Genomic DNA, 26,782 nt, shown 5'->3' with positions numbered 1-26,782 from the left:
CGTTCCAAGCGCCAACCGCCCCAGCGCGATCTTGACGCCGGGGGCCGGGCAGGACCAATTCCCGCCATGGCCGACGCCGCTCCCCTAGCCCTCGCCGGCGACTTCCCGCCCGTCACCGACGCCGATTGGCGCGCCTTGGTCGACAAGACCCTGGGAGAGGCGCCCTTCAGTTCGCTCGAAAAGACCACGGTCGAGGGCCTGGCGATCGAACCGCTCTACACGCCGGCGCCGGCGTCGGCCGCGCCGGCGCGCGCGGTCTGCGCCGACCGCGCCTGGGAGCTGGCCACCCTCACCGCCCATCCCGATCCGGTCCGCGCCAACTGCGAGCTCCTCGCCGATCTGCGCGGCGGCGCCGCGGCTGCGGTCATTCGCATCGATGCGACCGGCAATGCGGGCCTGGCGATCGGTTCCGAAGACGCCCTGGCCCGCGCCCTCGACGGCGTGATCCTGGAGTTCGCGCCCGTGGCCCTCGACGCCGGCTTCCTGGGGCCTGTAGCCGCGGACTGGCTGAGCGCCGCCGCCAAGGCCTCGCCGACAGCCCTGGTCCGCTTTCACCTCGATCCTCTGAGCGCTTTCGCCGAGACCGGCGCCAGTCCTGGGCCGATCGAGGCCCACCTGATCGCGGCCGCCAACACCGCCGCGCGCCTGGCCCAAACCTATCCGCTGGCGCAACTCTTCCTGGCATCCGGCCGCACCGTGCATGAGGCGGGCGGCGGCGAAGCCGGCGAGGTCGCCTTCGCCGCCGCCGCCGCGGTCGCCTACGCCAAGGCCCTGGTCCGGGCCGGCATGCCCATGGCCGACGCCTTCGGGCGGATCACCCTGGGCCTGAGCGCCGACGCCGACTACTTCGTGACCATCGCCAAGCTGCGCGCCGCGCGCGCGGTCTGGGCGCAGATCGCCCTGGCTTGCGGGGCCGACTCGACGGCGCGTATCGAGGCTCGGTCTTCCCGCCGTATGCTGACGGCCCAGGACGCCTGGACCAACATGATCCGGCTCACCGCCGCGGGCTTCGGTGCGGCGGTCGGCGGCGCCGACAGCGTGATCCTGGGCAACTTCACCGACGCGCTGGGCCTGCCCACCGAGTTCGCCCGCCGCCAGAGCCGCAATTCCCAGCTGGTGCTGATGGAAGAGGCCCACATCGGTCGCGTCGCCGACCCCGCCGCCGGCTCCGGCTACATCGAGGCGCTGACCGATGAGATCGCGCGCGCCGCCTGGACGGATTTCCAGGCCATCGAGGCCGCCGGCGGGATCGTCCCGGCACTGACCTCCGGCCAGATCGCCGCCGCCGTCGAGTCCGCCAAGGCCGCCCGGCCGGAGCCCAAGATCATCGGCGTCACCGCCTTCCCCCCGGCAAAGGAGACGCCGGTGGAGGTCGAGATCGCCGCCGCCCGGCCGGCCGACGCGCCGTCGTCCCGGTTGCCGGGTCCCGACAGCGTCTGCCCGCCGCTCCCGCCCATACGGCTTTCGGAGGCGTTCGAATGACCCGCTTCCCCGATTTTGCAGCCTTGCCCTTCGGCGCTCCGCCCCTTCAAGGGCTGCAGACCGGCGATCCCTGGCGGACGCCCGAAGGCATTGCGGTGCGGCCCGCCTATGGCCCCGCCGACACCGCCGGCCTCGACACCCTGGGCGGCTATCCGGGCCTCGCGCCGTTCCTGCGCGGCCCTTACCCGACCATGTACCTGACCAACCCGTGGACCATCCGCCAGTACGCGGGCTTCTCCACGGCCGAGGACTCCAACGCCTTCTATCGCCGCAACCTGGCCGCCGGACAGATGGGTCTCTCCATCGCCTTCGACCTGGCCACCCACCGCGGCTACGACAGCGACCACCCGCGGGTGAAGGGCGACGTCGGCATGGCCGGCGTGGCCATCGATTCCATTCTCGACATGCGCACCCTGTTCGACGGCATCCCGCTCGACAAGATGAGCGTCTCGATGACCATGAACGGCGCGGTGCTGCCGATCCTGGCGCTCTACATCGTGGCCGGCGAGGAACAGGGCGTGCCGCACAAGGCGCTCTCCGGCACCATCCAGAACGACATCCTCAAGGAGTTCCTGACCCGGAACACCTACATCTATCCGCCCGGCCCCTCGATGCGGATCGTCTCGGATATCTTCGCCTACACCTCCAAGGAGATGCCGCGCTTCAACTCGATCTCGATCAGCGGCTACCACATGCAGGAAGCCGGCGCGACGCTCGACCTGGAGCTCGCCTATACCCTGGCCGACGGCATCGAATATATCCGCGCGGGCGTCGCCGCCGGCATGACGGTGGACCAGTTCGCGCCGCGCCTGTCGTTCTTCTGGAACGCCGGCATGAACACCTTCATGGAGATCGCCAAGCAGCGCGCCGCGCGCCTGCTCTGGGCCAGGCTGGTGAAGGACGAGTTCGATCCGAAGGACGCGCGCAGCCTGTCCCTGCGCGCCCACACCCAGACCTCCGGCTGGTCGCTGGCCGCCCACGACGTCTTCAACAACGTCGCCCGCACCACCGTCGAGGCCATGGCCGCGGTCGGCGGCCAGACCCAGAGCCTGCACACCAACTCGCTCGACGAAGCCCTGGCTTTGCCGACGGATTTCTCCGCCCGCATCAGCCGCAACACCCAGCTCTTCCTGCAGGCCGAGAGCGGCCAGACCCGGGTGATCGACCCCTGGGGCGGCAGCTATTACATCGAACGCCTGACCGCCGACCTGGCCGCGCGCGCGCTAACCCACATCGCCGAGGTCGAGGCGCTGGGCGGCATGGCCAAGGCCATCGAGAATGGCCTGCCCAAACGCCGTATCGAGGAGGCCAGCGCCCGCACGCAAGCGCGCATCGACGCCGGCATCCAGAGCGTGGTCGGGGTCAACCGCTACCGCCCCGACACGCCCGACGAGATCCCGGTCCTGAAGGTCGACAACACCGCCGTGCGAGAGCAACAGCTCGCCAAGCTGACGCGGCTGAAGGCCGAGCGCGACCCGGCCGCCGTGAAACGCGCGCTCACCGCGCTCACCACTGGCGCGGCGGGCGGCGGCAACCTGCTGGAGCTCTCCGTCGACGCCGCACGCGCCCGCGCCACCCTGGGCGAGATCTCCGACGCCCTGGAGAAGGTCTTCAACCGCCACAAGGCCCACGCCGACGCGGTCAAGGACGTCTATCTGCGCGAGAGCGGCGTCACCACCAGCGCCCGCCGCGCCCAGGAAATGGCCGCGGCCTTCACCCAGGCCGACGGCAGGAAACCGCGAATCCTGGTCGCCAAGATGGGCCAGGACGGCCACGACCGCGGCCAGAAGGTGATCGCCTCCGGCTTCGCCGACCTCGGCTTCGACGTGGAGATCGGCGACCTCTTCCAGACGCCCGCCGAGACCGCCGCCCAGGCCGTCGCCGACGGCGTCCACGCGGTGGGCGCGAGCTCACTGGCCGCAGGTCACCTGACCCTCGTGCCGGAGCTGAAAGGCGAGCTCGCAAAGCTCGGCCGTGCGGACATCATGGTGGTGGTCGGCGGCGTGATCCCGCCGGAAGACTTCGCGGCGCTCCGCGACATGGGCGTCGCCGCCATCTTCACCCCCGGCGTCACCGTCCCCGACGCCGCCATCTCGGTGATCGAGCGCCTCAACGAACAGCTCGGCTACGCCCAGGAACAGGCTGCGGAATAGGCGCTGCGCGCCATCCACGCCTGAACATTTCTGGTCGACCTCGACCGCGCGCGCCGGCTGTGCCCTCCTGGCTGCGAACCGGGAGCTGAACCTTGATCGCATCGGACGCTGAGCTCGAGCGCTCGACCCTGAGCAAGGTCGCCTGGCGGCTGCTGCCGCTGATCATGCTGGGCTACCTGGCCTCCTACATGGACCGGGTGAACATCAGCTTCGCCGCGCCGCAGATGAACGCGCAGCTGGGCTTCACCGCCTCGGTCTACGGCTTCGGAGGCGGGCTGTTCTTCATCAGCTACGCGATCCTGGAAGTCCCCTCCAACCTGGCGCTCGCCCGCGTCGGGGCCCGTCGCTGGCTGGCCCGGATCATGATCACCTGGGGCGTCGTCGCCATGAGCATGGCGCTGGTCCGTACGCCCCTGCAGTTCTACGCCGTGCGCTTCCTACTGGGCGCGGCCGAAGCGGGCTTCTTCCCGGGCGTGATCTATTACCTCGGCCTCTGGTTCCCGCAGACCCACCGCGGCCGGGCCATCTCCCGGTTCTATGTCGCCGCGCCCCTGGCCTCGGTCGTCATGGGCGCGGTGGCGGGCAGCCTGCTGGGCCTGGATGGGCGCCTGGCCCTGCGCGGCTGGCAATGGCTGCTGATCGCCGAAGGCACGCCGGCGGTGATCCTCGCCTTCGTCTTCCTGCGCTGGCTGCCCGACCGGCCGGCCAACGCCGCCTGGTTGTCGCCCGCGGAAAAGACCTGGCTGGAGACGCGGCTGCGGGCGGACGACGAGGCGATCAGCGCGCCGGAGCACAGCCAGTTCAGGGCGCTGTTCCGACCCAAGGTGCTGGCTATCACCCTGGTCAACTTCCTCTACCTGGGCCCCTACTACGCCTTCGCCCTCTCCGCCCCGACCGTTCTCAAAGCGGGCACGGGCCTCGACGCGGCCCATGTGGGCTACCTGGTGGCGGCCGGCGGTCTGGTCGGCGCCATCGGCATGGCCTTCATCGGCTGGAGCTCGGACCGGCGCGGCGAGCGCTATCTGCATCTGGCCATCCCGCTGGTGATGGTCGCGGCGGCCTTTGGGGTCATCGCCTGGTCGCCGGGTCCGGTGGCCGTCATGGCGGCCTATCTGACCCTGATGGCGTCCTACTTCGCGGTGAGCGGGGCCTTCTGGCTGGCGCCGGGCGAGATCGTCCACCCGCGCGCCGTGGCTGTGACCGTGGCCGCGATCAACGGCGCCGGCCAGGTCGGATCCTTCCTCTTTCCCTGGCTCTGGGGCCTGGCGAAGGACGCCACCGGGGGCTATCACGCCGGGCTCTCCACCCTCCCCCTCGCCTTCCTGGCCGGCGCGGGGATCGTGATGGGTTTGCGTCACGTCCGGGCGCGCAGCCAGGCGGTGTAAGCTCCCCAGACGAAAAACGCCGGGGCGCGAACCCCGGCGTTTGCCGTCTCTGCTGACTTGAGCCTTTGCCCGTTACCGGCTGGTCGGGCTGTCGCTGTTGAAGGCGGAGGCCGCCGTGGCGGCTTCCGACGGCTTGGCCGTCGGCGCGGCCCCGCCTGAACGGCGCCCGCCCATCATGCCCTGCGCGGCGGCCAGCTCGCTGGCGTCCAGATAGCCGTCGTGGTTCTTGTCCAGAACATCGAAGTACTTCAGCAGCTGCCGGCCGATGGACCCCTTCAGCTCGGCCTTCTCCAGCTTACCGTCCAGGTTGTCGTCCATCATGCCGAGCAGGCGGGTCTTGGCGAGCTCTTCCTCGTAGTCGACCCGATGCTCCGCCGTCTCGTTCACCCAGCGGTAGTTGACAGAGGTGAACAGCATCTCCTGGAAGGACTGCTCGCCCCACGAGACGTTGATCTTCGGGTCGGGGTTCGAGGGGTTCCGCGCCGAGTTGTCATAGACGTAGTGCGAGATCAGCTTCGAGCCCGCCGGCACCTTGATCGGCTCGGCGAAGGTGTAGCTGCGCTGCCAGTTGAAGTCGTAGCGCGGCAGGGCCAGCAATTCCTTCATCTTGCCGTCGGGGTACTGGATCCACAGGTCCGCCGAATAGGCGCGGTAGTGGGCGTGCGGGAAGGCCGAATAGAGCAGCGCGTCGTGCGGGAACTGCACATAGGCCACTTCCTTGTGCCGCGCCTCGCCCGCCGGGATCTCGATGGTCGGGTCCATGATGACCACGTTGTGCATGATCAGCTCGGGCGGCTTGTCGTAGAAGTAGAGCGCGACTTGGCTCTTATCGACCACTTCCTTGCCATAGGGGGTGTAGTGCATCTGGAAGCCGATGGCGCCGCCCGGCGGCAGATAGACCCCGGCGTTGGCTGGCTCCATCGAGGACTCCGCGCCCACCGCATAGCCCGCGCCGAGGGAGGCGGACCACTTGGTTTCCGACGACTTTCCGTCGGCCGGCATCGTTTCCATCCAGCCGGTCAAGAGGTGGTGCACGCCCTGGCGCGAGCCCGGCTTCACGGTCGAGGCGCGAACCCACTTGCCTTCGGTGAGCGTGCCCGCCACGGCCGGGCGCTGGTAGTCGACCACGCCAGAGGCGGGGATCTTGAAGGCCGGCACGTCGATGATCAGGTCCGGCTTGCCCAGCGGCCACTCCTGGGCCACGTGCTTCACTGCGCCCAGCGGATCGGCGCCATCGCCGCGCGGCGCGCCCGCCTCGATCCAGTGGACCAGGGTCTTGGTCTCATCGGCCGTCAGCCGCTTGTCGTCGGAGAATTTCCCGATGTGCGGATCAGCGTGATAGGGCGGCATCCGGTCGGTGCGGATCACCTCGCGGATCATCGGGGCGAAGCCCTTGACCATGGCGTAGTTGGTCATGGCGAAGGGGCCGATGCCGCCCTCTTCGTGGCAGGCCACGCACTTGGCTTCCAGGATCGGCGCCACGTCCTTGGCGTAGGAGACCTTCACCTCGCCGCGTTCCGGGAAGGCGATCGGCGCGCCGGCGCCGGGTGCGGCGGCGGCCATGGCGACCTGCTGGCCGGCGACCAGGGCGTCGAGCGCCTTGGACGACCCGGGCATGGTGCCGTGGTAGACCACCTTCCAGCTCTTCGGATCGACGACGATGACTTCCGCCGAGCGGGTGACGCCCAGGCTCTCGCCGACCAGCTGGTAGCTGTCCATCAGGATCGGGGTGTCGTAGCCGGCCTTGTCGGCCTCGGCCAGGATCGCCTCGCGGGTGTCCTTCAGGTTGGAATTGATCATCATGAACTCGACGCCCTTGGCGGCGTAGGCGGCCTTCAGGCTCTTCAGCGCCGGGGCCTCTCCGCGCATCATCGCATCGCCGTTCGATTGGCTGACGATGACGATCGCCTTGGCGTCGGCCAGGCGATAGAGCTCGTGGGCCTCCATGTTGGCGTCCACCAGCATGAAGTTGTCGACCTTGGTCGCCATCGGCGCCGTGGCCGCCACGCCGGACCCGTGCGCCAGCGCGCTCGAGGACTGGTCGCTTGAGCATCCCACCAGGGCCGCCGTGCCGGCCAGCAGGCCTAGGATGCCGAATTTCGCGCGGTTCATCGTGTCGTTCCCCAAAAATCTTCGGCCAATGCCGAATGCGCCTCCGTGGCGGGTCCACGCGGCGCATGCCGTATATCCGCCAACCAGGTTACACGAATATTGCCGCGCTTGTATGCGGCCCCGTGTCTGCAGCCTAGTCGCCGCGGCTATCGGCTTTGGATGCAAGGCCTCACGACGACGGCAATTCATCGGCGATCACCTTGAACCCCGCGAGCGTGTTCGGTCCGAAGCTGGTGGTGATCGCGGCGTCCGTGGCGTCGCGGCCGCGGGCCATCAGGATGCGGCCCACCCGCGGGGTGTTGTGGCGCGCGTCCACGGTATGCCAGCGGCCGCCCAGGAAGACTTCCGTCCAGGCGCTGAAGTCCATCTCCCCATTCGACGGCCACTGGATGTCGCCCAGATAGCCCGTGCAGTACCGCGCCGGGATGTTCATGCAGCGGCAGAGCGTGATGGCCAGGTGCGCATAGTCGCGACAGACCCCATAACCCTCCTCATGCGCCTCGAACGCGGTCTTGGTCGGGCGGGCGTGCTCATAGCCGAACCTGATCCGGCTGTGGGCGTAGTCGAGGATGGCCTGCAGCCGCGCCCAGCCGGGCGCGATATCGCCGAACAGCCGCCAAGCCAGGTCCGACAGGTGTTCGGTCTCGCAATAGCGGCTGGCCAACAGGAACACGATCACCTCGTTCGGCAGCTCCTGCACCGGGTGCTGCATGGCCTCGGGCGCGGTCTGGTCCGGCAATCCGGTATCCCGGATCACGAAATCGGCGCTGAGAACCGTGCGGCCGGCGGGGACCACGAGGCGGCTGCAGAGGTTGCCGAACGCGTCATGATACTGCGTCACCGGGACATGCGGATCGGTCCGGATGAAGTCCGGGGTTTCCAGGTCCTGATAGCGTGAGGAATGAACGTTCAGCAGCAGCAGCATCGGCGTCGGCTGCGGACACTCATAGGTGATCTCGTAGCCGGCTCGGATTCGCATGGGGTTCCTTGGGCTGGTTAGCGTCCCTGCGCAACACGCCTGAGCGGCGCCGGTTGCGTTTCGGCGTCGGCTTGCACCGAAACCTCCACTTCAACGTCCATTCCCAGGTAGTCGGCGGGCAGGCCAGCCCAGGTTCCATGCAGCGGCACCGCCTGGCGCGGATCGCGGGCGATGGCCACGCGCACCAGGTCGGCGTTGCCGACGATGCCGTTGGTCGGATCGAACTCCACCCAGCCGCAGGAGGGCAGGAAGACGCGGACCCAGGCGTGAGTGTGGCCGCCGCCGGCGCGCCCGGCCTTGGCGGACGCCGAATAGACGTAGCCAGACACGAATCGCGCCGCGAGGCCCAGGCTGCGCACCGCCTCGATCATCAGCATGGCGAAGTCGCGGCAGCTGCCGGCGCCCAGCGCGAGCGTTTCCAGCGGCGCCTGGGGCGCGCCGGTCAGCCGGGCGCCATAGGCGAACTCGCTGTGGATCGCATGGGTCATGTCGGTGAGCAGGGTGCGCAGGCTGGTTGGCCCCGCACGGCGAATGAACCGCCGCGCCCAGGCCTCCAGCTCGCCGGTCGGGTCGGCGTGGCGCCGCTCGATCGACCGCGCCAGGTCCGGCAGGTCTTCGGGACTGTAGGCGAAGGGCAGTGTCTGGGCGTAGCTCTCGCCCTCGAAATCGAAGGCCGGCTGCGGGGTATGCTCGAGCGTCATGCGGCTCTCGACGGAGAGGCGCTCGGAGCGGCCGGTGAAGCGGGCGATCGACACGCAGTTGCCGAATACGTCATGGACGTTGCGCAGCACCGTCGGCTGCGGCCAGACCGTGAGTTCCGCCGAGACCAGCCGCTGGTCATAGCTCTCCATCGGCCGCAGCATCATGCGATGCTCGCCGAGCGCCACCGGATTGCGGTAGCGGTAGGCCGTCAGGTGGCGGATGGAGACCAATGGCATTGGTGAACGGTGCGGGCGATTCCGTTAACGGGTCTACAGCACTGCTTGCGCCCGATGAACGCAGGGTAAGCATTGCGCTAAATGCAGGCGTCGACTCGCCTTTCCTGCTCCTGGGCGACCATGCGGGGCGCGACATTCCGCGCGCCCTCGGCGATCTCGGCCTGCCGCCGGCTGAACTCGACCGCCACATCGCCTGGGACATCGGCGTCGCGGGCCTCGGCGGCCGGCTCTCCGAGGCCCTGGACGCGCCCTTCATCCGCCAGCGGTTCTCGCGCCTTGTGATCGACTGCAATCGCGACCCGGCGCGAGCCGACGCCATTCCCGAGGTCAGCGACGGCGCCGAGATCCCCGGCAACCGGGCCCTATCGGCCGCCGCCCGCGAGGCCCGCGTCGCGGCGATCGCGCGGCCCTACCACGCCGCCATCGCCGCCGAGCTCGAACGGCGCGCCCAGCGCGGCCTGACGACCACACTGATCTCGCTGCACTCCTTCACGCCGCGGATGAACGGATTCGAGCGGCCCTGGCGGTTCGGGGTCCTGCACGCCGGCGACAGCCGCTATTCCCTCGCCGTGCTGGCCCGACTGCGCGGCGAACTGGGCGAGGCGCTGGTCGGCGACAACCAGCCCTACCGGATGGACGAGGTCGATTTCACCGTCCCGCTGCATGCGGGCGGCCGCGGCCTCGACTACCTGGAGCTGGAGGTGCGCCAGGACCTGCTAGAAAACCCTGCCGGACAGGCCGAGGTGGCCGCCATCGTGGCGCGCCTCCTGCCCGCGGCGCTCGCAGACATCGGCGGAGCCTAGCCGGACGGGACCATCGCGCGCAGGATGATGGAACTGCGGCCCCAGGGCCCCAACGGAGGAGACTTCAGATGAGCGACACCGCCACAGCGCCGGCGCCCCAGACGACCACGGCGCCTTCGGTCCGCTTCGGCTTCGCGAAGTTTGTCGTGCGCGACCTCAGGGCGATGCGCAGCTTCTACGAGCGCGCGTTCGGCCTCGTCGTCGCCCAAACCATCGACTTGCCGGAGATCATGGAGCTAGTCATGCGCCGCGCCGGCGAGGAGACAGGCTTCAGCCTCATCCTCTACTGGAACAAGGATGGCCGCGAGATCAGCGTCGGCACAGCCCATGGCCCGCTTGGCCTCTACGTCCGCGACGTCGACGCCGCCTACGCCCATGCGGTCAGCGAGGGTGCGACGCCGCATCGCGAGCCCTGGGACACCGGCGACATGCGCGTAGGCTTTGTCCTCGACCCGGAGGGACACGAGCTGGAGCTGATCTCCATGGTGAAGCGTTAGGTCCCGCCGATCCGCGCTCGGCGAGGAACAGGGCCGCCGGCCCGTCCGTTGGAGGAGATTAACCCGAGGGTCCCCGCCATGTTCACGCTGCCCAAGCTGCCCTATGACTATTCCGCGCTCGAGCCGACGCTGTCGGCCGACACGATGCACACCCATCACGACAAGCACCACAAGACCTACGTCGAGAAGACCAACGAGCTGGCGGGCAAGGCCGGCCTCGATGGCCGTCCGCTGGAAGAGGTCGTGCGTGAAGCCTCGAAGTCGAGCGACAAGAAGCTCTTCCACAACGCCGCTCAGGCCTGGAACCACGCCTTCTTCTGGGTCTGCATGACGCCAAAGTCAGCCGCGCCCTCCGGCGCGCTGAAGGCCGGCATCGAAAAGGCCTTCGGCTCCATCGACGGCTTCAAGGACGCCTTTGTCGAGGAAGGGTTCGACCACTTCGGCTCGGGCTGGGTATGGCTGGCGGCCGGTTCTGAAGGCCTCAAGGTGATCTCCACCCACGACGCCGACGACACCCTGATCAAGGACGGACTCTTCCCGCTGTTGGTCTGCGATCTTTGGGAGCACGCCTACTATCTGGACTACAAGAACGACCGGAAAGCCTTCCTGAAAGCTTGGCTGGACAAGGTCGCCAACTACGCCTTCGCCGAAAAGCAGCTCGCAGCGTCGGACGGCCAGGGCGACGGCTTCCGCTATCCGAGCCCGGGCGCCAATGACGATGGCTCGGACCGCCGCGAAGTTCCCGGCGAGGCGCCCCGACCGCCAGCCTAGCGGTTGGCGACCAGGGGCCCGAGGTAGTCGACGTAGGCAGCTGGCCCCTGTCCGGCGATGCGCGCCTCGACCTCGAAAACTTCACGCAGCAAGCCGGCGGTCAGCACCGCCGGCGTCGGGCCGAAGGCCGCCAGCCGGCCGGCCTTCAACGCCATCACGTGGGTCGAGAACCGCAGGGCCAGGGTCAGGTCGTGCAGCGCGGCGATCACCAGCTTGCCCTGGCCGGCCAGGCCCTTGAGGCGCTGCATGGCGTCGAGCGCATGCCGGGGGTCGAGGCCGGAGATCGGCTCATCGGCGATCAGCGCCTGCGGGTCGCCGATCAGGGCGCGGGCCAGCATGGCGCGCGACAACTCCCCTCCCGAGAGGGTTGTCGCCGGCTGCTGGCGGTGGTCGGCGAGATCACAGGCCTCCAGCGCCTCGGTGAGCCGGGGCTCCCATCCGCCGGGCAGGCCGCCAAAGGCCGGGAGCTGCGGTGTGAGCCCCAGCGCCACCAGCCGCTCCACGGCGATCGGCCATTCCGCACGCGGGTTCTGCGGCAGGTAGGCGCGGCGCCGGGCGAGATCGCGCCGGTCCAGGCGCGGCAGCAAGGTCCCGTCGAGGGTCACCATCCCTTCGTCGGGCGCCAACAGGCCGGCCAGGACTGACAGCAGCGTCGACTTGCCCGCGCCGTTCGCCCCGACCACAGCCACGAAAGCGCCGCTCTCCACGTCGCAGCACACGTTGTCGACGATCGCCCGGCCGCTGCGGACCACCTTGAGGTTCGTCGCACAAAGTCTTGTCATGGCGCGAGTTTCTGCAGGCGAAGCAGCAGCCAGAAGAAGAATGGGGCGCCGATCAGGCTGGTGATCACGCCGAGCCGCAGTTCGGTGTTGGTGTGGATCACCCGCGTGCCGATATCCGCCAGCAGCAGCAGGGCCGCGCCGAGCAGAACAGAGGGCAACATCGTGCGGCTCGGCTGATGTCCGACGAAAGGCCGCACCAGGTGCGGCGCCACCAGGCCGATGAACCCCACCGAGCCCACCACCGAGGTCGCCGCCCCCACCGCCAGGCCGACGCCCAGCAGGATCAGCACCCGAGTGCGGTCGACGCGAATTCCCAGGCTCTGAGCCTGGACCTCGCCCAGGGTCAGGGCGTCGATGGCCCGGCCCATGGTCGACAGGATCGCCATCCCCGCGAGGATGAAGGGACCGGCCAACAGGACGTGGTCCCAGCTCTTCTCGGAGAAGGAGCCCAGCATCCAGATGCTCATCTCATAGGCCGCGTAGGGACTGGGCGCGAAATTCAGCGCCATGGCCAGGAACGCCGCCATGAGGCTCGACACCGCCGCTCCGGCCAGGATCAAAGTCAGCGAACTCGTGCGCCCGAAGGCGAAGGTGAGAGCACCCGCGCCCATCGCTCCCACCAATCCGAGCAAAGGCGTGGCGAGCGCGAAGACGTTCGCCAGACCGAAGTAGATGGCGATCACCGCCCCCAGCGCCGCGCCGTTGGTGACCCCGAGCAGGCCGGGCTCCGCCAGCGGGTTGCGCAGCAGACCCTGCAGCACCGCCCCTGACAGGCCCAGGGCCGCCCCGACGACGATCGCCAGCACCGTGCGCGGGAGCCGAAGCTCGGTGACCACGACGCCCGCCAGGCTGGCGTGCGGCGAGACGATCCCGGCCCAGAGTTCGGCGGGACTGATGTTCACCCGGCCCAGGAACAGTGAGGCTATCGCCGCAGCCAGCAGCACCACCGTCGTCAGGCTGGGCAGGAGGAAGCCCGGCAAGGCCTTCATCGCGCGCCTCCGCCTGCCGGCAAGGCTGCGAGAGCCCGGCGCAGGTCGCGCGCAGAGTCCGCAGACTGCGGCACGCCACAGGTATGGGTGATGTCGTTGTAGGCGATCCGGCGGCCCGCATAGAGCTCGCGCACCGCCCGGTGCTGGCCCTCGTCGTTCAGCAGCGACGGCTGGCCCAGCGTGGCCCCGCCATAGAGCAGCGCGTCAGGCGCGGCGGCTAGCAGTTCCTCGACCCCGAAGCTCGATTCCGCAACGCCTGGCTGGGCCGCGATGTTCACGGCGCCGGCGGCGGTGATGATGGCGTTGGTCAAGCTGCCCTTGCCCGGGACCGCCGAGCCGCCGCTCCAGGCCACGACACGCAGCCGCCGGGGCGGTGGATGCGCGGCCAGCTCGGCCAGTGTCGCATCCATCCTGGCGATCAGGTCCTCCGCCCGCGGCGCCTTGCCCACGGCGGCGCCCACCTGGCGGACGATGTCGCGGATGTCGGCGAAGCTGTCGGCGTTCTTCACCTCGACCACCGGAACGCCCATCCGCCGGGCGATCCGCTTGATCATCGGACTGGCCAGGCCGCTGTCGAGGATCAGGTCGGGCTTCACATTGACGATATCCTCGGCCGCCCGGTGGTTCAGCGGCAGGCCGTCGGCGGCGCCTGGGAACAGAGCCCGGGCCGCCTCCGGCGCCAGGAAGCTCACCGAGGCGATGCGCGATTTGGGCGCCAGTTCCAGCAGCAGCAGGTCGGTGCAGACGTTCAGCGACATGATCCGTTGTGGGACACCGCGCTCCGCCGCCGACGCGACCGGCCCGGCCGCGCCGATCAGGGCGACGGCCAGTCCAACCAAGGCGGTGCGGAGCGCGGATTTCATGTCTAGAACCTCAGCCGGACGCCGCCATAGGCCGCCCGGCCCGGCGCGGCGAAGCTGAACACCTCCTGGTAGCTCCGGTCGAACAGGTTCTCGACCCGGGCGAACAGCTCGACCCTCTGGTTGAGCTTCCAGGACCCGTTCAGGTTCACCAGGGTGTAGGCCTTCAGCTGCGCCAGCAATGGCGTGAACGATGGGTCAGTGAACGCCAGGTCGTTCTGCTTGCCGTTGTAGCGCACGGTGAGCGTCGCCGCGTACGGAAGCCCGCCCGGCGCCCAGGTCAGATTGGCGCTGGCGATATCCTTGGCGCGGCGCACCGCCTGACCGTCGAAGGTCGTGAACACGCCGGCCTGGATCACCGACTGCGTCTGCGGCGCGTCCAGATAGGTGTAGGCCGCGTCCAGCCGCCAGTCGGGGCTGAGCTGGGCATCGGCGAACAGCTCGACGCCACGCTGGGTATCGGTCCCCGGCAGATTCACCGGCATGGCCACGCCGGTGGCGAAGCTGGTGGTGATCTGGTCGGTCAGCCGGTCGTCGAAATAGGTGGCGCCGACATGGGCGTGGCCGCCGAGGAAGGTCTGATCGACGCCCAACTCCCAACCTTCCGACGTCTCCGGCTGCAGGTTCGGGTTGCCGATGAACCGCCCCGCGGAAAAGTCGAAAAGCTCGCTGAAGCTGGGATCCTTCACGCCGGATCCCGCCGCCGCGTGCACCCGCGGACCGGCGTCGAACCGGTAGCTCGCCTGCACCCGATAGGTGGTGTCGTCGGCGAAGCGGTTGTTCCAGTCGTGCCGCACGGAGGCGCTGAACGAGGCTCGGTCATCCACCGTCAGGTCGTAGGCGCCCACCAGGCCGGTGTCGTCCAGGTGCTCCTTGCCGAGGAAGCCGCCGAACGGCGAGACCGTGGTCTGCGAGGTGTTCTGCTCGGCGTCGAAGGCAAGGGTGACCCGCTGCTTCACGCGGTCGTCGCCGAACCGGTAGGCGCTCTCGTAGGACTCGCGGAACCGCTCGCCGTGATCGCCGCCGGACTTGACGATCGGCTGGCCCGCCGCCGGGGCGAAGGCGTTGGCCACATCGAACTCGCTGCGCCGGGTGTCGGCGACCTGGGCCGAGACCGCATTGGTCCAGCGCCCGTCCAGCGAGGCCAGCTCAGCGCGCACCAGGCCATAGAGGGCCTCGTTCACATAGTGGGCGCCAGGACTGTCGACAGTCAGGCCGAAGGTCTTGCTGGCGCTGTCCTCGTCGCTGTCGGCGGTGTCGGCGTCGGTGTAGCTGTAGCGGCCGACGGCGGTGATCTTAAGATCGGACGTCGCCGCCCAGATCAGCTTTGCCGAGGCGCCCGCGCTATCCGACCCCACGTCGCGATGACCGCCGACGGCCACCGGATAGCCGTCGGTGTGCAGACCGCTGGCCGAGACCGCATAGTCGAGGTCGCCGTTGACGCCCGCGACCCGTGCGCCTTCCGCATAGGTCCCCATCGACCCGCCCTCGGCGCGCAACCGGATTCCGGGAGCTTCGGCGCCGGTGAGCGTCGTGTAGCTGATCACCCCGCCGATGGCGTCGGAGCCGTAGAGCGACGATTGCTGGCCGCGCAGCACTTCGATCCGGGCCGCTTCGTCGGCGATGATCGTGCCGAAATCGTACTCGTCGAAGAACGGGTCGGACGCCTTGATTCCGTCGATCAGCACCAGGGTGTGGTTGCCCTCAGACCCGCGCAGCCGGACCTGGGTCATGCCGCCCACCGCGCCGGTGCGGCTGACCGCGACGCCAGGCACGTCGCGCAACACATCGGAGACGACCACGGTCTGCCGATCCTGCAGGGCCTGGTCGTCGATGACGGTGACCGAGGCGGCGACAAGATCGCTGGGCGTGGCGTCGCCCGAGCGCGAGGCGGTCACCACCAAGGGATCGACGATGGCCGCGGCCGGATCGTCAGCAGCGACCGCGTGAAGCGGGGCCGCGATTGCAAGCGCCAGGAGATTGGCGCCGAGGAAGTATCTGGGCATGGAAGCCCTCCGTTTGCCTGCGTCTGAACGACAGGCGGAGAGCCTCCTTCGGGCGGACCCCTCAGGCCGACGGCCCGGCGGCGCTGACGCGTTGAGGCGCCGGCCGGACCGGTCGAAACGGCTCCCCACCGCTTCTGCTCGTCGCTCAGACGGAAGACCGCGCCCCGGATTCACACTGATCCGAAAGCTCGAGCGACGCGCACCGACCGGTTTCCTGGCTCGCGGGTCATCGCGACAGACGTCGACCTTCCCGGGCCTTTCGGCCCAGTGGCTGGCGGGAAATCTCCCGCCGAAGACGTCTGCACTCACCGCTTACAGTTGCAGGGACAGCCGCAGATCAGGGGCGCCCTTCTCAAAGCGAGAAAGTGAGCCCCCTACTGCGTTCCCGATTAAGCCCCGAAGGGCATCGGCGCGCAGGATAGGCGCCCGCAGATGGGCCGCGGACGATCTCGGCCGGAACTTGGCCGTGACGAGGGGCGTCTTAGGCCCCGTCGCGACGGTTTGTCCATGCCCTGGCGTCAGGCCACGACGGCGTTCAGGTAGTCGAAGCAGATCTTCGCCGAGTCGATGCGTGGGTGCTCGAAGGGCGGCTCCTGCTCGACGAAGAAGCCGCGCACGCCCTCCGCATAGGCCGCCGGCAGCAGCTTCTTCCAGTCGATGATCCCGGACCCCACCTCGGTCGGGTCCTGACGGAAGGCGAAGTTGGTCTTGGTCGTGACCTTCACGTCCTTGATGTGCATCTGCTTGAAGCGCCCGGCGTGAGCCTTCAGGAGCGCGAAGGGGTCGTGGCCGCCGGCCACCACCCAGCCCACGTCCATCTCGAACGACACAAGCGCCGGGTCCGTGCCCTTCAGCAGGATCTCCAGCCCGGTCGTCCCGCCCACCGGCGCGAACTCCACATTGTGATTGTGATAGCCGGCCGTCAGGCCCGCCGCCCTGAGGGCCTTGCCCTTGGCGTTGAGCAGGTCAGCCGTGCCCTTCCAGTCGTCCACCGTCAGGCTGCGCACCATCCGCTCGCGGGAGTCCGCCGTGGACTCGCCCTCGATGTGGACCGATGTGATCCGCGCCGGGACCTCGAACATCGGCAGCACCACATGTGTGAAGCCCAGCACCTTGGCGTCGGCGATCACCTCATCGATGTTGGCCCAGCTCGGCTGGCCGCTCGCGGCCGTCGCCGGAATATGCGCGCTCGTGCATTTCAGCCCCGCCTTGTCGAGGGCGGCGCGCATCTCCTGGGGGGTTCGCCCGGCGTAGCCGGCGGTCTCGACGGTCCGATAGCCGATCCCCGCCACCTGCCCCAACATGCCGTCGAGGTCCTTCGCCAGGTCCGGGCCCAAGGTGTAGAGTTGCAGCCCCACGGGCAGCCCATTGCCGCGGAAGAACGGCTCCTTGGGACTGGCGGCCGTCGCCCGCGCGGCGAGGCCGGACGCCCCCGCCGCGAGCCCTGCGCCGATGAGACCCCTACGCGACATGCCGATCATTCCGGGCTCCTGGATTGAGGTCTGAGAACCGCATCTTTTCCGCGGCGCCCATCGATGGCCACCTTGTTCACGCGACGCGCCGCCGAATTGACACTGGTGTCACAGGCGCCTGCGTCGCGGCAAGCGTGCGTCAGGCCGCCGCGCTCTCACCGGGGCGCGCAGAGAGCACGCTCTCGATGGCGCCCAGCAGGGTGGCCATGGCGATCGGCTTGGCCACGAAGCCGTTCATGCCGGCCGCCAGGTATTCGTCCACCTGATGGCGCATGACATTCGCCGACAGGGCCAGGATCGGCGTCGGCCGTCGGCCTTCAGCCCGCTCCAGGGCGCGGATCGCCTGGGCGGCGTCAACGCCGTTCATCACCGGCATCTGGACATCCATGAGCACCAGGTCGAAGCCGCCGTGGCGGAACATCTCGACAGCTTCGGACCCATCCGTCGCCAACCGCAGATCGAGGCCGAGCGGGCCGAGCATGGCCTCCAGCAACAGTCGGTTGGTCCGATTATCCTCGGCGGCGAGCACCCGCAGCCCGCGGCGTTCCGAATCGGGCGCCGGCGGTGGCGGCTCGTCCTGGGGCTCCCGGCCGAGCCACGTCAGCGGCACCTCGACCGTGAAGGTCGAGCCCCGGCCCTCGACGCTGGCCACCGAGATCGACCCGCCCATCAAGTCCACCAGTTGCCGCGAAATCGCCAGCCCAAGCCCCGTGCCGCCGAATTTCCGGGTGACCGAGGGATCGACCTGCGAGAACCGCTGGAACAGCCGCGCGAGTTCCGGGCCAGGAACGCCCACCCCGGTGTCGGCGACGCGGAACGAGACACCCCTGGCCGTGCGGCGCGCCGTCAGGCTGACCTCGCCGGCTTCGGTGAACTTCACCGCATTGGAGGCCAGGTTGCCCAACACCTGGCGGATCTTGCCGCCGTCGCCACGCCACAACCCCAGCGCTTCGGGATCGATCTCGACCCGGAAGTCCACGCCTTTGCGCGACGCCGCGTCGGCGAAGGGCCGGGTCGCCGCGGCGGCCACGGCGGCCATGTCGAAGGGGCCGACGTTCAGCTCCATGCTGCCGGCCTCGATCTTCGAGAGATCCAGGACGTCGTTCAGCAGCCCCAGGAGGGTTTCGCCCGAATTGCGGATCACCTGGACCTTCTCGCGCGCCGCGTCGGGCAGTCCCTCAAGCGCCAGCACCTGGGCCATGCCGAGGATGCCGTTCAAGGGGGTGCGGATCTCGTGGCTCATGTTGGCCAGGAACTGCGACTTGGCGACGTTGGCGCTCTCCGCGCGATCACGCGCGTCTTCCAGCTCGTGCAGGGCCGCCTCGTGGGCCAGCTCGTAGGCGTCCAGTTCGCGGATCACCCGCCACACCTGACGGCCCAGCACGGCGGTGATGATCAGGAACACCGTCAGACCCAGGCTGAGCGCCGGCAGCTGGGTCTTCAGCGCCGCGAGGCCCGGATGGGTCGGCGTCCAGGTGACCGCGCCGATGCTGCGACCCCGGATTCCCATGAGCCGCACCGACGCGCCGACCGGCGAGCTCGCCGTGATCTTCGGGTCGGCCACGTGCATGCGGCGCAGCGAATAGAGCACCCGCGGATCGAGTTCCTGGGCGGCGAGCAGGATCGTCGCCGGGCTGGTTTGCCGCGGCCCGCTGCCCATGGAAGGCACCACGGTGGAGGCGCCGACCAGCCAGCGCCGGCCGCCGGAGACCATGAGACCCTTGGTCGTCTCTGCGAGCGTCGGATCGGTGGGTTCGACCTTCGGCCGATAGGAACCGCGCGAGGCTTCGATGGCCCGCAGTTCGTGGATCAGCGGCAGGGCGTCGGCGACGAACTGCGCCTGGCCGGCCGGATCGACACGGCGCTTTCCCACCCAGGCGTAGAAGGGCCTGTCGTGGTCGTCGATGGCCACGGTGAGATCGAAGGCGCGGTTGTTGGCGAAATAGCCGCCGATCTCGGCGTCGGCCCAGGCTGGATCCATGCCGCGTTTGAGGTTGCGCTGCGCCTGGTCCCACACCGTCACCGTCGTCATATCGGACACCAGTCGCGTGCTGATCCGGTCGATGGCGTTGGCGATCAGGAAACGGTCCTCGCGGACCTTCAGGTCGTCGGTCAGGCGCGAGCCGGAAATCAACAGGGTGGTCACGCCGACCACCACCACCGCCAGCAGCGCGAGCGTGAGGACCAGCAGGCGGCGGATCGCGGCCTGACTCTTTCGGGCGGTCTTGCAATCACCGGCGTCGGTCATGCGCGCGACTCAAAACGGCGACGGACAACGGATGGTTAACACCGCCCTAATCTCCGCCGGCGGGCGTGGAATTTCTCGCCGCGGCTCCGGACTCCGTGCGCCAGTCGGGCCAAGAGCGCGGCCTCGCCGCATTCAGGGGCCGTTCGGGTGCGCCCTCTTCACCCGGGCGAACCCTGGAGATTCATGGCTCGCGCGCTCGATGGATCGCTGTAGCTTGAACGCTTGGGGACCGGAACGTGGGCGATGGACAATGACGACGAACGATCAGGCGCGGGCGGGGTCGACCGCCGGACCGTTCTCAAGATGACCGGCGGCGTGGTCGCGGGCGCAGCCGCGGGCGGGGCCTCGACGGCAGCCGCCCGTCCCTCCGAAGTCGTCATGTGGGACGCCGCCGAACTGGCCAGGGTGATCCAGGCGCGGCAGGTCTCCTGCACGGAGGTCATGCGCGCCTACCTCGACCACATCGACGCGATCAATCCGCGCGTCAACGCCATCGTCGCCCTGCAGGACCGCGATGGCCTGCTGCATCAGGCCCAGGCCCACGACGACCAGTTGACCCGGCGCGAGGCGACCGGCCCGCTGCACGGCTTCCCGCTCGCCGTAAAGGACCTGCAGCCGGTCAAGGGCATCCGCTACACCCAAGGCTCGCCGATCTTCCGCGACTTCGTGGCGACCTCCGACAGCATCGTCGTCGAGCGGATGCGCAAGGCGGGGGTGATCTACGTCGGCAAGACCAACACTCCGGAATTCGGCCTCGGTTCGCACACCTTCAACCCGGTCTACGGGGTCACCCGCAACGCCTGGGACCAGACCAGGTCGGCAGGCGGCAGCAGCGGCGGCGCGGCGGTGGCCCTGGCGCTGCATATGCTCCCGGTGGCCGACGGCAGCGACTACGGCGGCAGCCTGCGCAACCCGGCCGGCTGGAACAACGTCGTGGGGTTCCGGACCAGCGCCGGCCGGGTGCCGGTCCAGGCCAGGGACGACTGGCTGCCGTCCATGGGGGTCACCGGACCGATGGCCCGGACCGTGGCGGATGTCGCCCTGCTGCTCTCCGTCCAGGCCGGCTACGATCCGCGGGCGCCCTTGTCGATGGAGACCGGCGGCGCGCAGTTCCGGGGCCCGCTGGAGGCCGACATGAAGGGCAAGCGGATCGCCTGGGCCGGCGATTTCGGCGGCTTTGCGCCCACCGAGCCCGCCGTGCTGGACACCTGCCGCGCGGCGCTGAAGACCTTCGAGACGATGGGCTGCGTCGTCGAGCCGGCGTTTCCTGCCTATCCCCTGGAGAAGCTCTGGCGATCCTTCATTCGTCTGCGCGGCTGGCAGCAGGGCGGCGCGCTGCTCCCCTATTACAAGGACCCCGCCACGCGCCCGATGCTGAAGCCGGAGGCCGTCTACGAGGTCGAGACCGGGCTGAAGCTGTCGGCCGTCGACGTCGCGGCCGACTCTGCCGTCCGGACCGAATGGAGCCAGGCGGTCCGCCGTTTCTTCGAGCGCTACGATTATCTGGTCGCCCCGACCGCGCAGCTCTTCCCGTTCAAGGCCGAGGAAGCCTGGCCGCGCGAGATCGCCGGCCACCAAATGCAGACCTATCACGAGTGGATGAAGGCGGTTTGCCTCGTCACCATGTCAGGTTGCCCGTCGCTGGCCGTCCCGGCGGGGTTCGGGCCGGAGGGACTTCCCATCGGCGTCCAGATCGTCGCGCCGTGGCACCAGGAGCTGGCCTGCCTCAAGCTGGGCGCGGCCTACGAAGCCGCCAGCGGCGGATGGGTGAAGCCCCTGGCGCCCCTCCTGGGCGCCTGAGCGCCCCTATCAATCACGCGCGAGCGGGGCCATATGGGGATCAGCGCCGTCGCGCGGTCGCCGCCACCGAAGCGGTTGAGCCCTCGCGACGCGGCGTCCGTCTTCGAGACAATCCATGCCGATGCTGTTCGTGGCCGCCGCGCTCTGCGCGCTGGTGGCCGGCGTTTCACCCTTCATCTACGCGCTCGCCAAGGTCCGCACTGGACGCGGGTCGTGAGCGGCTCGCCCGAGCCGTCCAAGACGCCGGCGTTCCCGCCGACGCCGTTCCTTTCGCCGCGCAACGTGCCCTTCTGGTTCAGCGTCCTGCTGGTCGCCGCGGTCGGCGCTCTGGTCTGGTGGACCCACTGATCGACGCGCCGGGTCCTGCGCCTAAGGACCTGGAGCGCGAAAACCTCTACCTGCGCCAGCGCGTCGCGCAACTCACCGATGACGTCTCCAGCCTCGCCGCCGAGGCCGACCGCCTGCGCCAGACGCTGGAGCGCATGCGTGGGCGCGTCGCCGCACGGCGGCCTGACCCACTCAGCGGCGGCCAATAGGCCCCGCCGATCGTTCCAATCATCACGCTGGCCCGTGAGACTCTAAGGCTCCGTCAGCCAACCCCGTGCGCGGACCTCAATCACTAAGTTGCGGTCACCGGCGCGCGCAGCCCGTTGACCAGCTTGAGCCGCCCGTTGCACGCATCGCGCTCATCGCCCAGGACAGCAGCAGCCGCGACCCGCCAGCCGCGATGCACCTGCAGTCCATCGGCCTGACCGAACCGGGCGATGGCCTCGTGCAGCGGCAGCTCCAGCCTCGCCGCCGCCTGCGCCAGCCCACCCTGATCGCCCGCAGTCCCGCCGCCTCAGATTCCGCTTGTCTAACTTTGGTGTTCTATCTAAGTATAACACTATAGCAGGTTGAAGCGGTCATGGTGGCCGTGGCCCGTACCCCGGGCGGCGGCCCTCCCAAGGGCCCTTCGAGACGGACAATGGACCCAGATTGGAATGACAGTCAGCCGATCTACCGCCAGATCCGGGAACGGGTCGTGGCGATGATCCTCGATGGCCTGTTGAAGGAGGGCGACGCCCTGCCGTCGGTCCGCAACGTGGCGACCGAGTCTCGGGTCAATCCCCTCACCGTGCTCAAGGCCTATCAGGGGCTCGAAGCCGAGAGCCTGGTCGAGAAACGCCGCGGGCTGGGCATGTTCGTCGCCCCGGGCGCCCGCGACCAGCTGCTCAGCGCCGAACGGGCGAAGTTCCTGATCGACCGCTGGCCCGAGATCCACGCCACCATCCAGCGCCTCGGCCTCGCCGACGACCTGCTGGGCGGCGCCAAGCTACGGAAGGGGGACTGACGCCGTGGTCACCATCAACGCCCACGGCCTGCGCAAGGCCTATGGTTCGAACGTCGCACTCGCGGGCGTCGACCTCAGGGTCGAGGAAGGCCGCATCGTTGGCCTGATCGGCCCCAATGGCGCCGGCAAGAGCACGGCGCTTCAGGCCATGCTCGGCCTGGTCCCCTACGAAGGCGACCTGAAGGTCCTGGGGCGCGACCCTTGGACCAACCGCGACGCCCTGATGGCCGAAGTCTGCTTCATCGCCGACGTGGCGATCCTGCCACGCTGGATGAAGGTCCGCGACGCGGTCGACTATGTGGCCGGCGTCCATCCGCGCTTCGACCGGGCCAAGGCCGAGGGTTTTCTTGCGCGCACGACCATCAAGCGCACCAGCAAGGTGCGCGAGCTCTCCAAGGGCATGGTCGCCCAACTCCACCTGGCCCTGGTCATGGCCATCGACGCCAAGCTGCTGGTGCTGGACGAGCCGACGCTGGGCCTCGACCTGCTCTACCGCAAGTCGTTCTACGACAGCCTGCTCAACGACTATTTCGACCACAGCCGCACGATCATCGTCTCCACCCATCAGGTGGAGGAGATCCAGCACATCCTCACCGACGTTGTGTTCATCGACCGCGGGCGGATCGCGCTCAACGTCAGCATGGAAGACTTCGAAGCCCGCTATTGCGAGGTCATGGTCGCTCCCGACCATCTCGACGCGGCCCGCGCCATGAAGCCGATCCAGGAGCGACAGCTCTTCGGCCGCTCCATCCTGCTGTTCGACAACGCCGACCGCACGCGCCTGGCCGCCTTGGGCGAGGTGCGCACCCCCAGCCTCGCCGATCTGTTCGTCGCCATGATGAGCGACACGCAGGGAGCCGCCTGATGACCGACGCCGCCTCACAACCCCTGTCCAAGGTCCGGCCGCTCTACTGGTCGGTGCGCCGCGAGCTGTGGGAGACCCGTTCGGTCTACATCGCCCCCCCCGCCGCCGCCGCCGTGGTGTGGTGCGGTTACCTGATCAGCGCGATCGGCATGCCCGCGCGTCGTATCGAGACGCTGAAGCTCGACCCCGCGCATCAGTCGATCGTCATGGGCGAGCCCTTCGTCGCCGCCCACGCCGCCATCACCCTGACCGTGATGATCGTGGCCGCCTTCTACTGCCTGGGCGCCCTCTTCAACGAACGCCGCGACCGCAGCATCCTGTTCTGGAAATCCCTTCCCGTCTCCGACCTCAAGACGGTGCTTTCCAAGGCGGCGATCCCAACGCTGGTCCTTCCGGCGGTGGGCATCGTCGTGACCATGGTCGCACAAGCGGTCATCTTCCTGCTTTCGACCCTGATCCTGGTCACCGCTGGCGTCAGCGCTGCGACACCCTGGACCGTCGGCTCCGTCGCGGGCGAAGGCGTGGTCCTGCTCTACACCTGGGTCACCCTCACCCTTTGGGTGGCGCCGATCTACGGCTGGCTGCTGCTGGTCTCCGTCTGGGCCAAGCGAGCGCCCTTCCTTTGGGCGGTGCTGCCGGTGCTGGCGCTGGCGCTGCTGGAGAAACTGGCCTTCAGCACCACGCACCTGATGGGCCTGGTGGTCAACCGCATCACCGGCAGCTACGACGCGGCCTTCGTCACCGCCCCGGCTGCGGAGCTCAGGGCCCACGGCGGCATGCCGCAGCTCGGCCTCGACAAGCTGGATCCCGGCAAGTTCGTCACCACCCCGGGCCTCTGGATTGGCCTGATCGTCTTCGCCGCCTCTCTGGCCGCCTGCGTCTGGTTTCGACGACGTCGCGAACCGATCTGACCGCCTAGACCTACCGAACCCCTCCATTCGGAGACTTCCGATGATCCTGCACCTCGCTCCCGGGGCGCCCGTCGTGCTGCGCGTTTTGGCGGAGACGGCGCTGGCCCTGCACGTCAGCGGCGCCACCGTCGGTCTCGCCTCAGGCACGGTGGCCCTCATCGCCCCCAAGGGCCGGCGCCTGCACCAGGTGGCGGGCACGACCTTCTTCCTGGCCATGCTCACCATGTCGGGCGTGGCCGCGGTCACCGCACCGCTGTTCTCCGATCGGGTCTCGGCGATGATGGGGGTCTTCGTCTTCTACCTGACCGCCACCGCCTGGGCGGCGGTCCAGCGGCCGGCGGGCCAGGTCGGGCGCTTCGAGAGCGGCGCCGCCCTGGCAGCCGTCGCGGTGGTCGCGGGCGACTTGGCTATCGGCGTGGTCGGGGGTCGCATGCCCAAGGGGGTCCTCGACGGCGAGCCGTCGCAGGTCGGCTACGTCTTCGCCGTCGTCGCGACCCTGGCCCTGATCGGCGACCTGCGCATGATCCGGCAAGGCGGGGTCTTCGGGCGCCAGCGGATCGCCCGGCACCTGTGGCGCATGTGCGCGGCGCTGGCCATCGCCTGGGGCTCCTTCGCCGGGCAGCCCAGGGCCCAGCCGGAGGCCCTGCGTGGATCCCTGTGGCTGATCACCCCGGCCCTGCTGGTCGTCGCCGCCATGATCTTCTGGCTGATCCGCGTCCGGCTCCAAAGCCCCCGCAAGTCCCCGAAAACCCGGGCGGCGATGTCCGCCGCCCCTATGCACGGAGTCCTCTCATGAGAATCTCTGTCCTGCTCTGCGCCGCCATCGCCACCGCTTCCGCCGCAGGCGCCGCCCAATCCGCAGACCTGACCCCGGCGCCCTATCGCGCCCCGCGCAACGCCCAGGGCGAGCCGGACCTGCAGGGCGTATGGAACAACACCGCGCTCACCTTCCTGCAGCGGCCGCCGATCTTCAAAGCCTTGGCGGCGACCGACAAGGAGGAGGCGATGATGATCGCTGGCTTCAAGCAGTTCGCCGGCGACATCATCAGCAGCGCGCCCATCGACCCGAAGCTCGGCCCGCCGCCCGTCGTGAAGGAAGCGCCGCAGTCCGACTTCCTCGAGATGGACCTGCACCTTGGCCGCGTCGGGGGCGAGAGGCGTTCCTCGTGGATCGTGGATCCCGTCAATGGCCGCCTGCCATTCACCGACGCCGGGAAAAAGGCCGACAAGGCGGCCGAGGATGACAGCTTCGAGGGCCCCGAGACCCGCCCGACCTCGGAGCGCTGCCTGACCGCCGTGGGCTCGCCCGAAGGGCCGCCGATGATGAACACCGGCTTCAACGGCAACTACCAGATCGTCCAGGCCCCCGGTTTCGTCGCCATCCATATCGAGATGAACCACGACGTGCGGATCATCCGCATGCTCGACCGCGCCCACCTGCCCGACGCCATCCATCCCTGGCTCGGCGACAGCGTCGGCTGGTGGGAGGGCGACACCCTGGTGGTCGAGACCACGAACCTCAGCCCCAAGGCTCCGGTGTCCAGCCTCGGCGGCGGCTTCGTCTTCTCAAGTCACGCCAAGCTGACCGAGCGGTTTACGCGCACCGCCCAGGACAGGATCCTCTACGAATTCGCGGTCGACGACCCGGTCAACTTCACCCAGGTCTGGAGGGCGCAGCTGCCGATGCGCGCCGCCAAGGGCCCGATCTACGAATACGCCTGCCACGAGGGGAACTACTCGCTCCCGAACGCACTCTCGGGCGCCCGGGCCGAGGAACGGATGAAGTCTCCGGTGGCCCCGCCCCCCGCGCCCTGATCAGTCCTGCGAGAGCATGCCCAGGAGCTTTATGCGGAACACGAGCACGCTGTTGGGCGGGATCGGCCCCGAGCCCTCCGCGCCGTAGCCGAGTTCCGGCGGCACATAGAGCATCCACTCGTCGCCGACATGCATCATCGGCAGGGCTTCCATCCAGGCGGGCACCAGGTTTTCGAGCGGCATGAGCAGGGGCTTGTTGCGCGCGAACGAGGAGTCGAACACAGCGCCGGTGGTCAGCGTGCCCTCGTAGTGCACCTTGATCACGTCGCCCGGCTTGGGCGACGGGCCGGGCGGACCGGACTGCACGACCTTGTACTGCAGGCCGTCCGCCAGGGACTTCACGCCCGGCGCATGAGCGTTGTTGGCCATGAAGGCCGCAGGGCTGGGCTGGGCGCTCGCGACGGGCGGCGCCGCCGGCTGAGCTGACGCGGCTCCGCTGGCGAAGGCAAGGACGGCGGCGATCAGAAGATGTCTCATGAAATATCCCGGCGAGAGGTGGGCCGCATCCATACACATAGCCGCCCGCCTCCCGCCAGCCACCCCGCGGAAGCGTCCGGGGGGCGACGCCGGGGACCGAGCGC

The 26,782-nt window shown here is 69.0% G+C and carries 24 protein-coding genes and 1 riboswitch; of the genes, 14 read left to right on the top strand and 10 right to left on the bottom strand.

Annotated elements, in window-relative coordinates; translation table 11 throughout:
• Positions 1-66 precede the first annotated feature (66 nt).
• From E8A12_RS01620 to E8A12_RS01610, 3 genes are all read left to right on the top strand, one after another.
• Entirely contained in the window at positions 67-1,482 is a 1,416-nt protein-coding gene (locus E8A12_RS01620) for a methylmalonyl-CoA mutase family protein (protein WP_293366008.1), read from the top strand.
• Positions 1,479-3,635 (top strand): methylmalonyl-CoA mutase, encoded by a 2,157-nt coding sequence (gene scpA / locus E8A12_RS01615; protein WP_293366007.1) that lies wholly within the window; start codon positions 1,479-1,481, stop codon positions 3,633-3,635. Before E8A12_RS01620 ends, scpA begins: the two co-directional genes overlap by 4 nt.
• Before the next feature lie 92 nt (positions 3,636-3,727).
• Entirely contained in the window at positions 3,728-5,020 is a 1,293-nt protein-coding gene (locus E8A12_RS01610; RefSeq protein ID WP_293366006.1) for an MFS transporter, read from the top strand.
• 72 nt (positions 5,021-5,092) lie between these two features.
• On the opposite strand, the gene E8A12_RS01605 is transcribed toward E8A12_RS01610, so the two are convergent.
• The 3 genes from E8A12_RS01605 to E8A12_RS01595 all read right to left on the bottom strand — a co-directional run bounded on the left by E8A12_RS01605 (position 5,093) and on the right by E8A12_RS01595 (position 9,049).
• Positions 5,093-7,132 (bottom strand): redoxin domain-containing protein, encoded by a 2,040-nt coding sequence (locus tag E8A12_RS01605; protein ID WP_293366005.1) that lies wholly within the window; start codon positions 7,130-7,132, stop codon positions 5,093-5,095.
• Positions 7,133-7,301: 169 nt separating this feature from the next.
• Positions 7,302-8,111 (bottom strand): transglutaminase family protein, encoded by an 810-nt coding sequence (locus E8A12_RS01600; protein ID WP_293366004.1) that lies wholly within the window; start codon positions 8,109-8,111, stop codon positions 7,302-7,304.
• 17 nt (positions 8,112-8,128) lie between these two features.
• Positions 8,129-9,049 (bottom strand): transglutaminase family protein, encoded by a 921-nt coding sequence (locus tag E8A12_RS01595; protein ID WP_293366003.1) that lies wholly within the window; start codon positions 9,047-9,049, stop codon positions 8,129-8,131.
• On the opposite strand from E8A12_RS01595, the gene E8A12_RS01590 reads away from it, so the two are divergent.
• The 3 genes from E8A12_RS01590 to E8A12_RS01580 all read left to right on the top strand — a co-directional run bounded on the left by E8A12_RS01590 (position 9,043) and on the right by E8A12_RS01580 (position 11,120).
• Positions 9,043-9,852 (top strand): N-formylglutamate amidohydrolase, encoded by an 810-nt coding sequence (locus E8A12_RS01590; protein WP_293366002.1) that lies wholly within the window; start codon positions 9,043-9,045, stop codon positions 9,850-9,852. The two genes, E8A12_RS01595 and E8A12_RS01590, sit on opposite strands and share 7 nt — an antisense overlap.
• A gap of 68 nt (positions 9,853-9,920) precedes the next feature.
• A complete protein-coding gene (locus tag E8A12_RS01585; protein WP_293366001.1) occupies positions 9,921-10,349 on the top strand; it encodes a VOC family protein in 429 nt (142 codons plus the stop codon).
• A 78-nt stretch (positions 10,350-10,427) separates the two neighbouring features.
• A complete protein-coding gene (locus tag E8A12_RS01580; protein ID WP_293366000.1) occupies positions 10,428-11,120 on the top strand; it encodes a superoxide dismutase in 693 nt (230 codons plus the stop codon).
• Here the strand turns inward: E8A12_RS01580 and E8A12_RS01575 are convergent.
• The 6 genes from E8A12_RS01575 to E8A12_RS01550 form a co-directional block, all read right to left on the bottom strand.
• Complete coding sequence (locus tag E8A12_RS01575; RefSeq protein ID WP_293365999.1) at positions 11,117-11,902, bottom strand: ABC transporter ATP-binding protein; 786 nt, start codon at positions 11,900-11,902, stop codon at positions 11,117-11,119. The two genes, E8A12_RS01580 and E8A12_RS01575, sit on opposite strands and share 4 nt — an antisense overlap.
• A complete protein-coding gene (locus E8A12_RS01570; protein ID WP_293365998.1) occupies positions 11,899-12,891 on the bottom strand; it encodes an iron ABC transporter permease in 993 nt (330 codons plus the stop codon). Before E8A12_RS01570 ends, E8A12_RS01575 begins: the two co-directional genes overlap by 4 nt.
• Positions 12,888-13,754, bottom strand: coding sequence for an ABC transporter substrate-binding protein (locus tag E8A12_RS01565; protein ID WP_293365997.1), 867 nt, complete (start codon positions 13,752-13,754; stop codon positions 12,888-12,890). Before E8A12_RS01565 ends, E8A12_RS01570 begins: the two co-directional genes overlap by 4 nt.
• Before the next feature lie 2 nt (positions 13,755-13,756).
• Positions 13,757-15,757: a TonB-dependent receptor gene (locus tag E8A12_RS01560; protein WP_293365996.1), complete on the bottom strand. Its 2,001-nt coding sequence runs from the start codon at positions 15,755-15,757 to the stop codon at positions 13,757-13,759.
• Positions 15,758-15,943: 186 nt separating this feature from the next.
• Positions 15,944-16,183: riboswitch (cobalamin riboswitch) on the bottom strand.
• A 92-nt stretch (positions 16,184-16,275) separates the two neighbouring features.
• Complete coding sequence (locus E8A12_RS01555) at positions 16,276-17,229, bottom strand: sugar phosphate isomerase/epimerase (protein ID WP_293365995.1); 954 nt, start codon at positions 17,227-17,229, stop codon at positions 16,276-16,278.
• A gap of 139 nt (positions 17,230-17,368) precedes the next feature.
• Positions 17,369-19,477: an ATP-binding protein gene (locus E8A12_RS01550; protein ID WP_293365994.1), complete on the bottom strand. Its 2,109-nt coding sequence runs from the start codon at positions 19,475-19,477 to the stop codon at positions 17,369-17,371.
• A gap of 243 nt (positions 19,478-19,720) precedes the next feature.
• Between E8A12_RS01550 and E8A12_RS01545 the strand changes: the two genes are divergently transcribed.
• From E8A12_RS01545 to E8A12_RS01510, 8 genes are all read left to right on the top strand, one after another.
• Positions 19,721-21,277 carry an amidase gene (locus E8A12_RS01545; RefSeq protein WP_293365993.1) on the top strand — a complete coding sequence of 519 codons (1,557 nt, stop codon included), beginning with the start codon at positions 19,721-19,723 and terminating at the stop codon, positions 21,275-21,277.
• 213 nt (positions 21,278-21,490) lie between these two features.
• Complete coding sequence (locus E8A12_RS01540; protein ID WP_293365992.1) at positions 21,491-21,625, top strand: hypothetical protein; 135 nt, start codon at positions 21,491-21,493, stop codon at positions 21,623-21,625.
• Complete coding sequence (locus E8A12_RS01535; RefSeq protein ID WP_293365991.1) at positions 21,613-21,813, top strand: hypothetical protein; 201 nt, start codon at positions 21,613-21,615, stop codon at positions 21,811-21,813. The genes E8A12_RS01540 and E8A12_RS01535 overlap by 13 nt, the downstream gene beginning before the upstream one ends.
• Before the next feature lie 431 nt (positions 21,814-22,244).
• Positions 22,245-22,610, top strand: coding sequence for a GntR family transcriptional regulator (locus E8A12_RS01530; protein ID WP_293365990.1), 366 nt, complete (start codon positions 22,245-22,247; stop codon positions 22,608-22,610).
• Positions 22,611-22,614: 4 nt separating this feature from the next.
• Positions 22,615-23,475, top strand: coding sequence for an ABC transporter ATP-binding protein (locus E8A12_RS01525; protein WP_293365989.1), 861 nt, complete (start codon positions 22,615-22,617; stop codon positions 23,473-23,475).
• The gene (locus tag E8A12_RS01520) at positions 23,475-24,386 is read left to right on the top strand and encodes a hypothetical protein (protein ID WP_293365988.1); all 912 of its coding nucleotides are present in this window, start codon (positions 23,475-23,477) and stop codon (positions 24,384-24,386) included. Before E8A12_RS01525 ends, E8A12_RS01520 begins: the two co-directional genes overlap by 1 nt.
• Before the next feature lie 40 nt (positions 24,387-24,426).
• Complete coding sequence (locus tag E8A12_RS01515) at positions 24,427-25,182, top strand: hypothetical protein (RefSeq protein ID WP_293365987.1); 756 nt, start codon at positions 24,427-24,429, stop codon at positions 25,180-25,182.
• On the top strand, positions 25,179-26,201 hold the full coding sequence (locus E8A12_RS01510; protein ID WP_293365986.1) for a hypothetical protein: 1,023 nt from the start codon (positions 25,179-25,181) through the stop codon (positions 26,199-26,201). Before E8A12_RS01515 ends, E8A12_RS01510 begins: the two co-directional genes overlap by 4 nt.
• Here the strand turns inward: E8A12_RS01510 and E8A12_RS01505 are convergent, their stop codons facing one another.
• Positions 26,202-26,678 carry an FKBP-type peptidyl-prolyl cis-trans isomerase gene (locus tag E8A12_RS01505; RefSeq protein ID WP_293365985.1) on the bottom strand — a complete coding sequence of 159 codons (477 nt, stop codon included), beginning with the start codon at positions 26,676-26,678 and terminating at the stop codon, positions 26,202-26,204. It abuts the gene before it with no gap.
• Between the last annotated feature and the right edge of the window lie 104 nt (positions 26,679-26,782).

The organism is Phenylobacterium sp. (genome assembly GCF_004799395.1).
In the GTDB taxonomy this organism is placed as follows: Bacteria; Pseudomonadota; Alphaproteobacteria; order Caulobacterales; family Caulobacteraceae; genus Phenylobacterium.
This window is presented reverse-complemented; position numbering and strand designations above follow the sequence as displayed.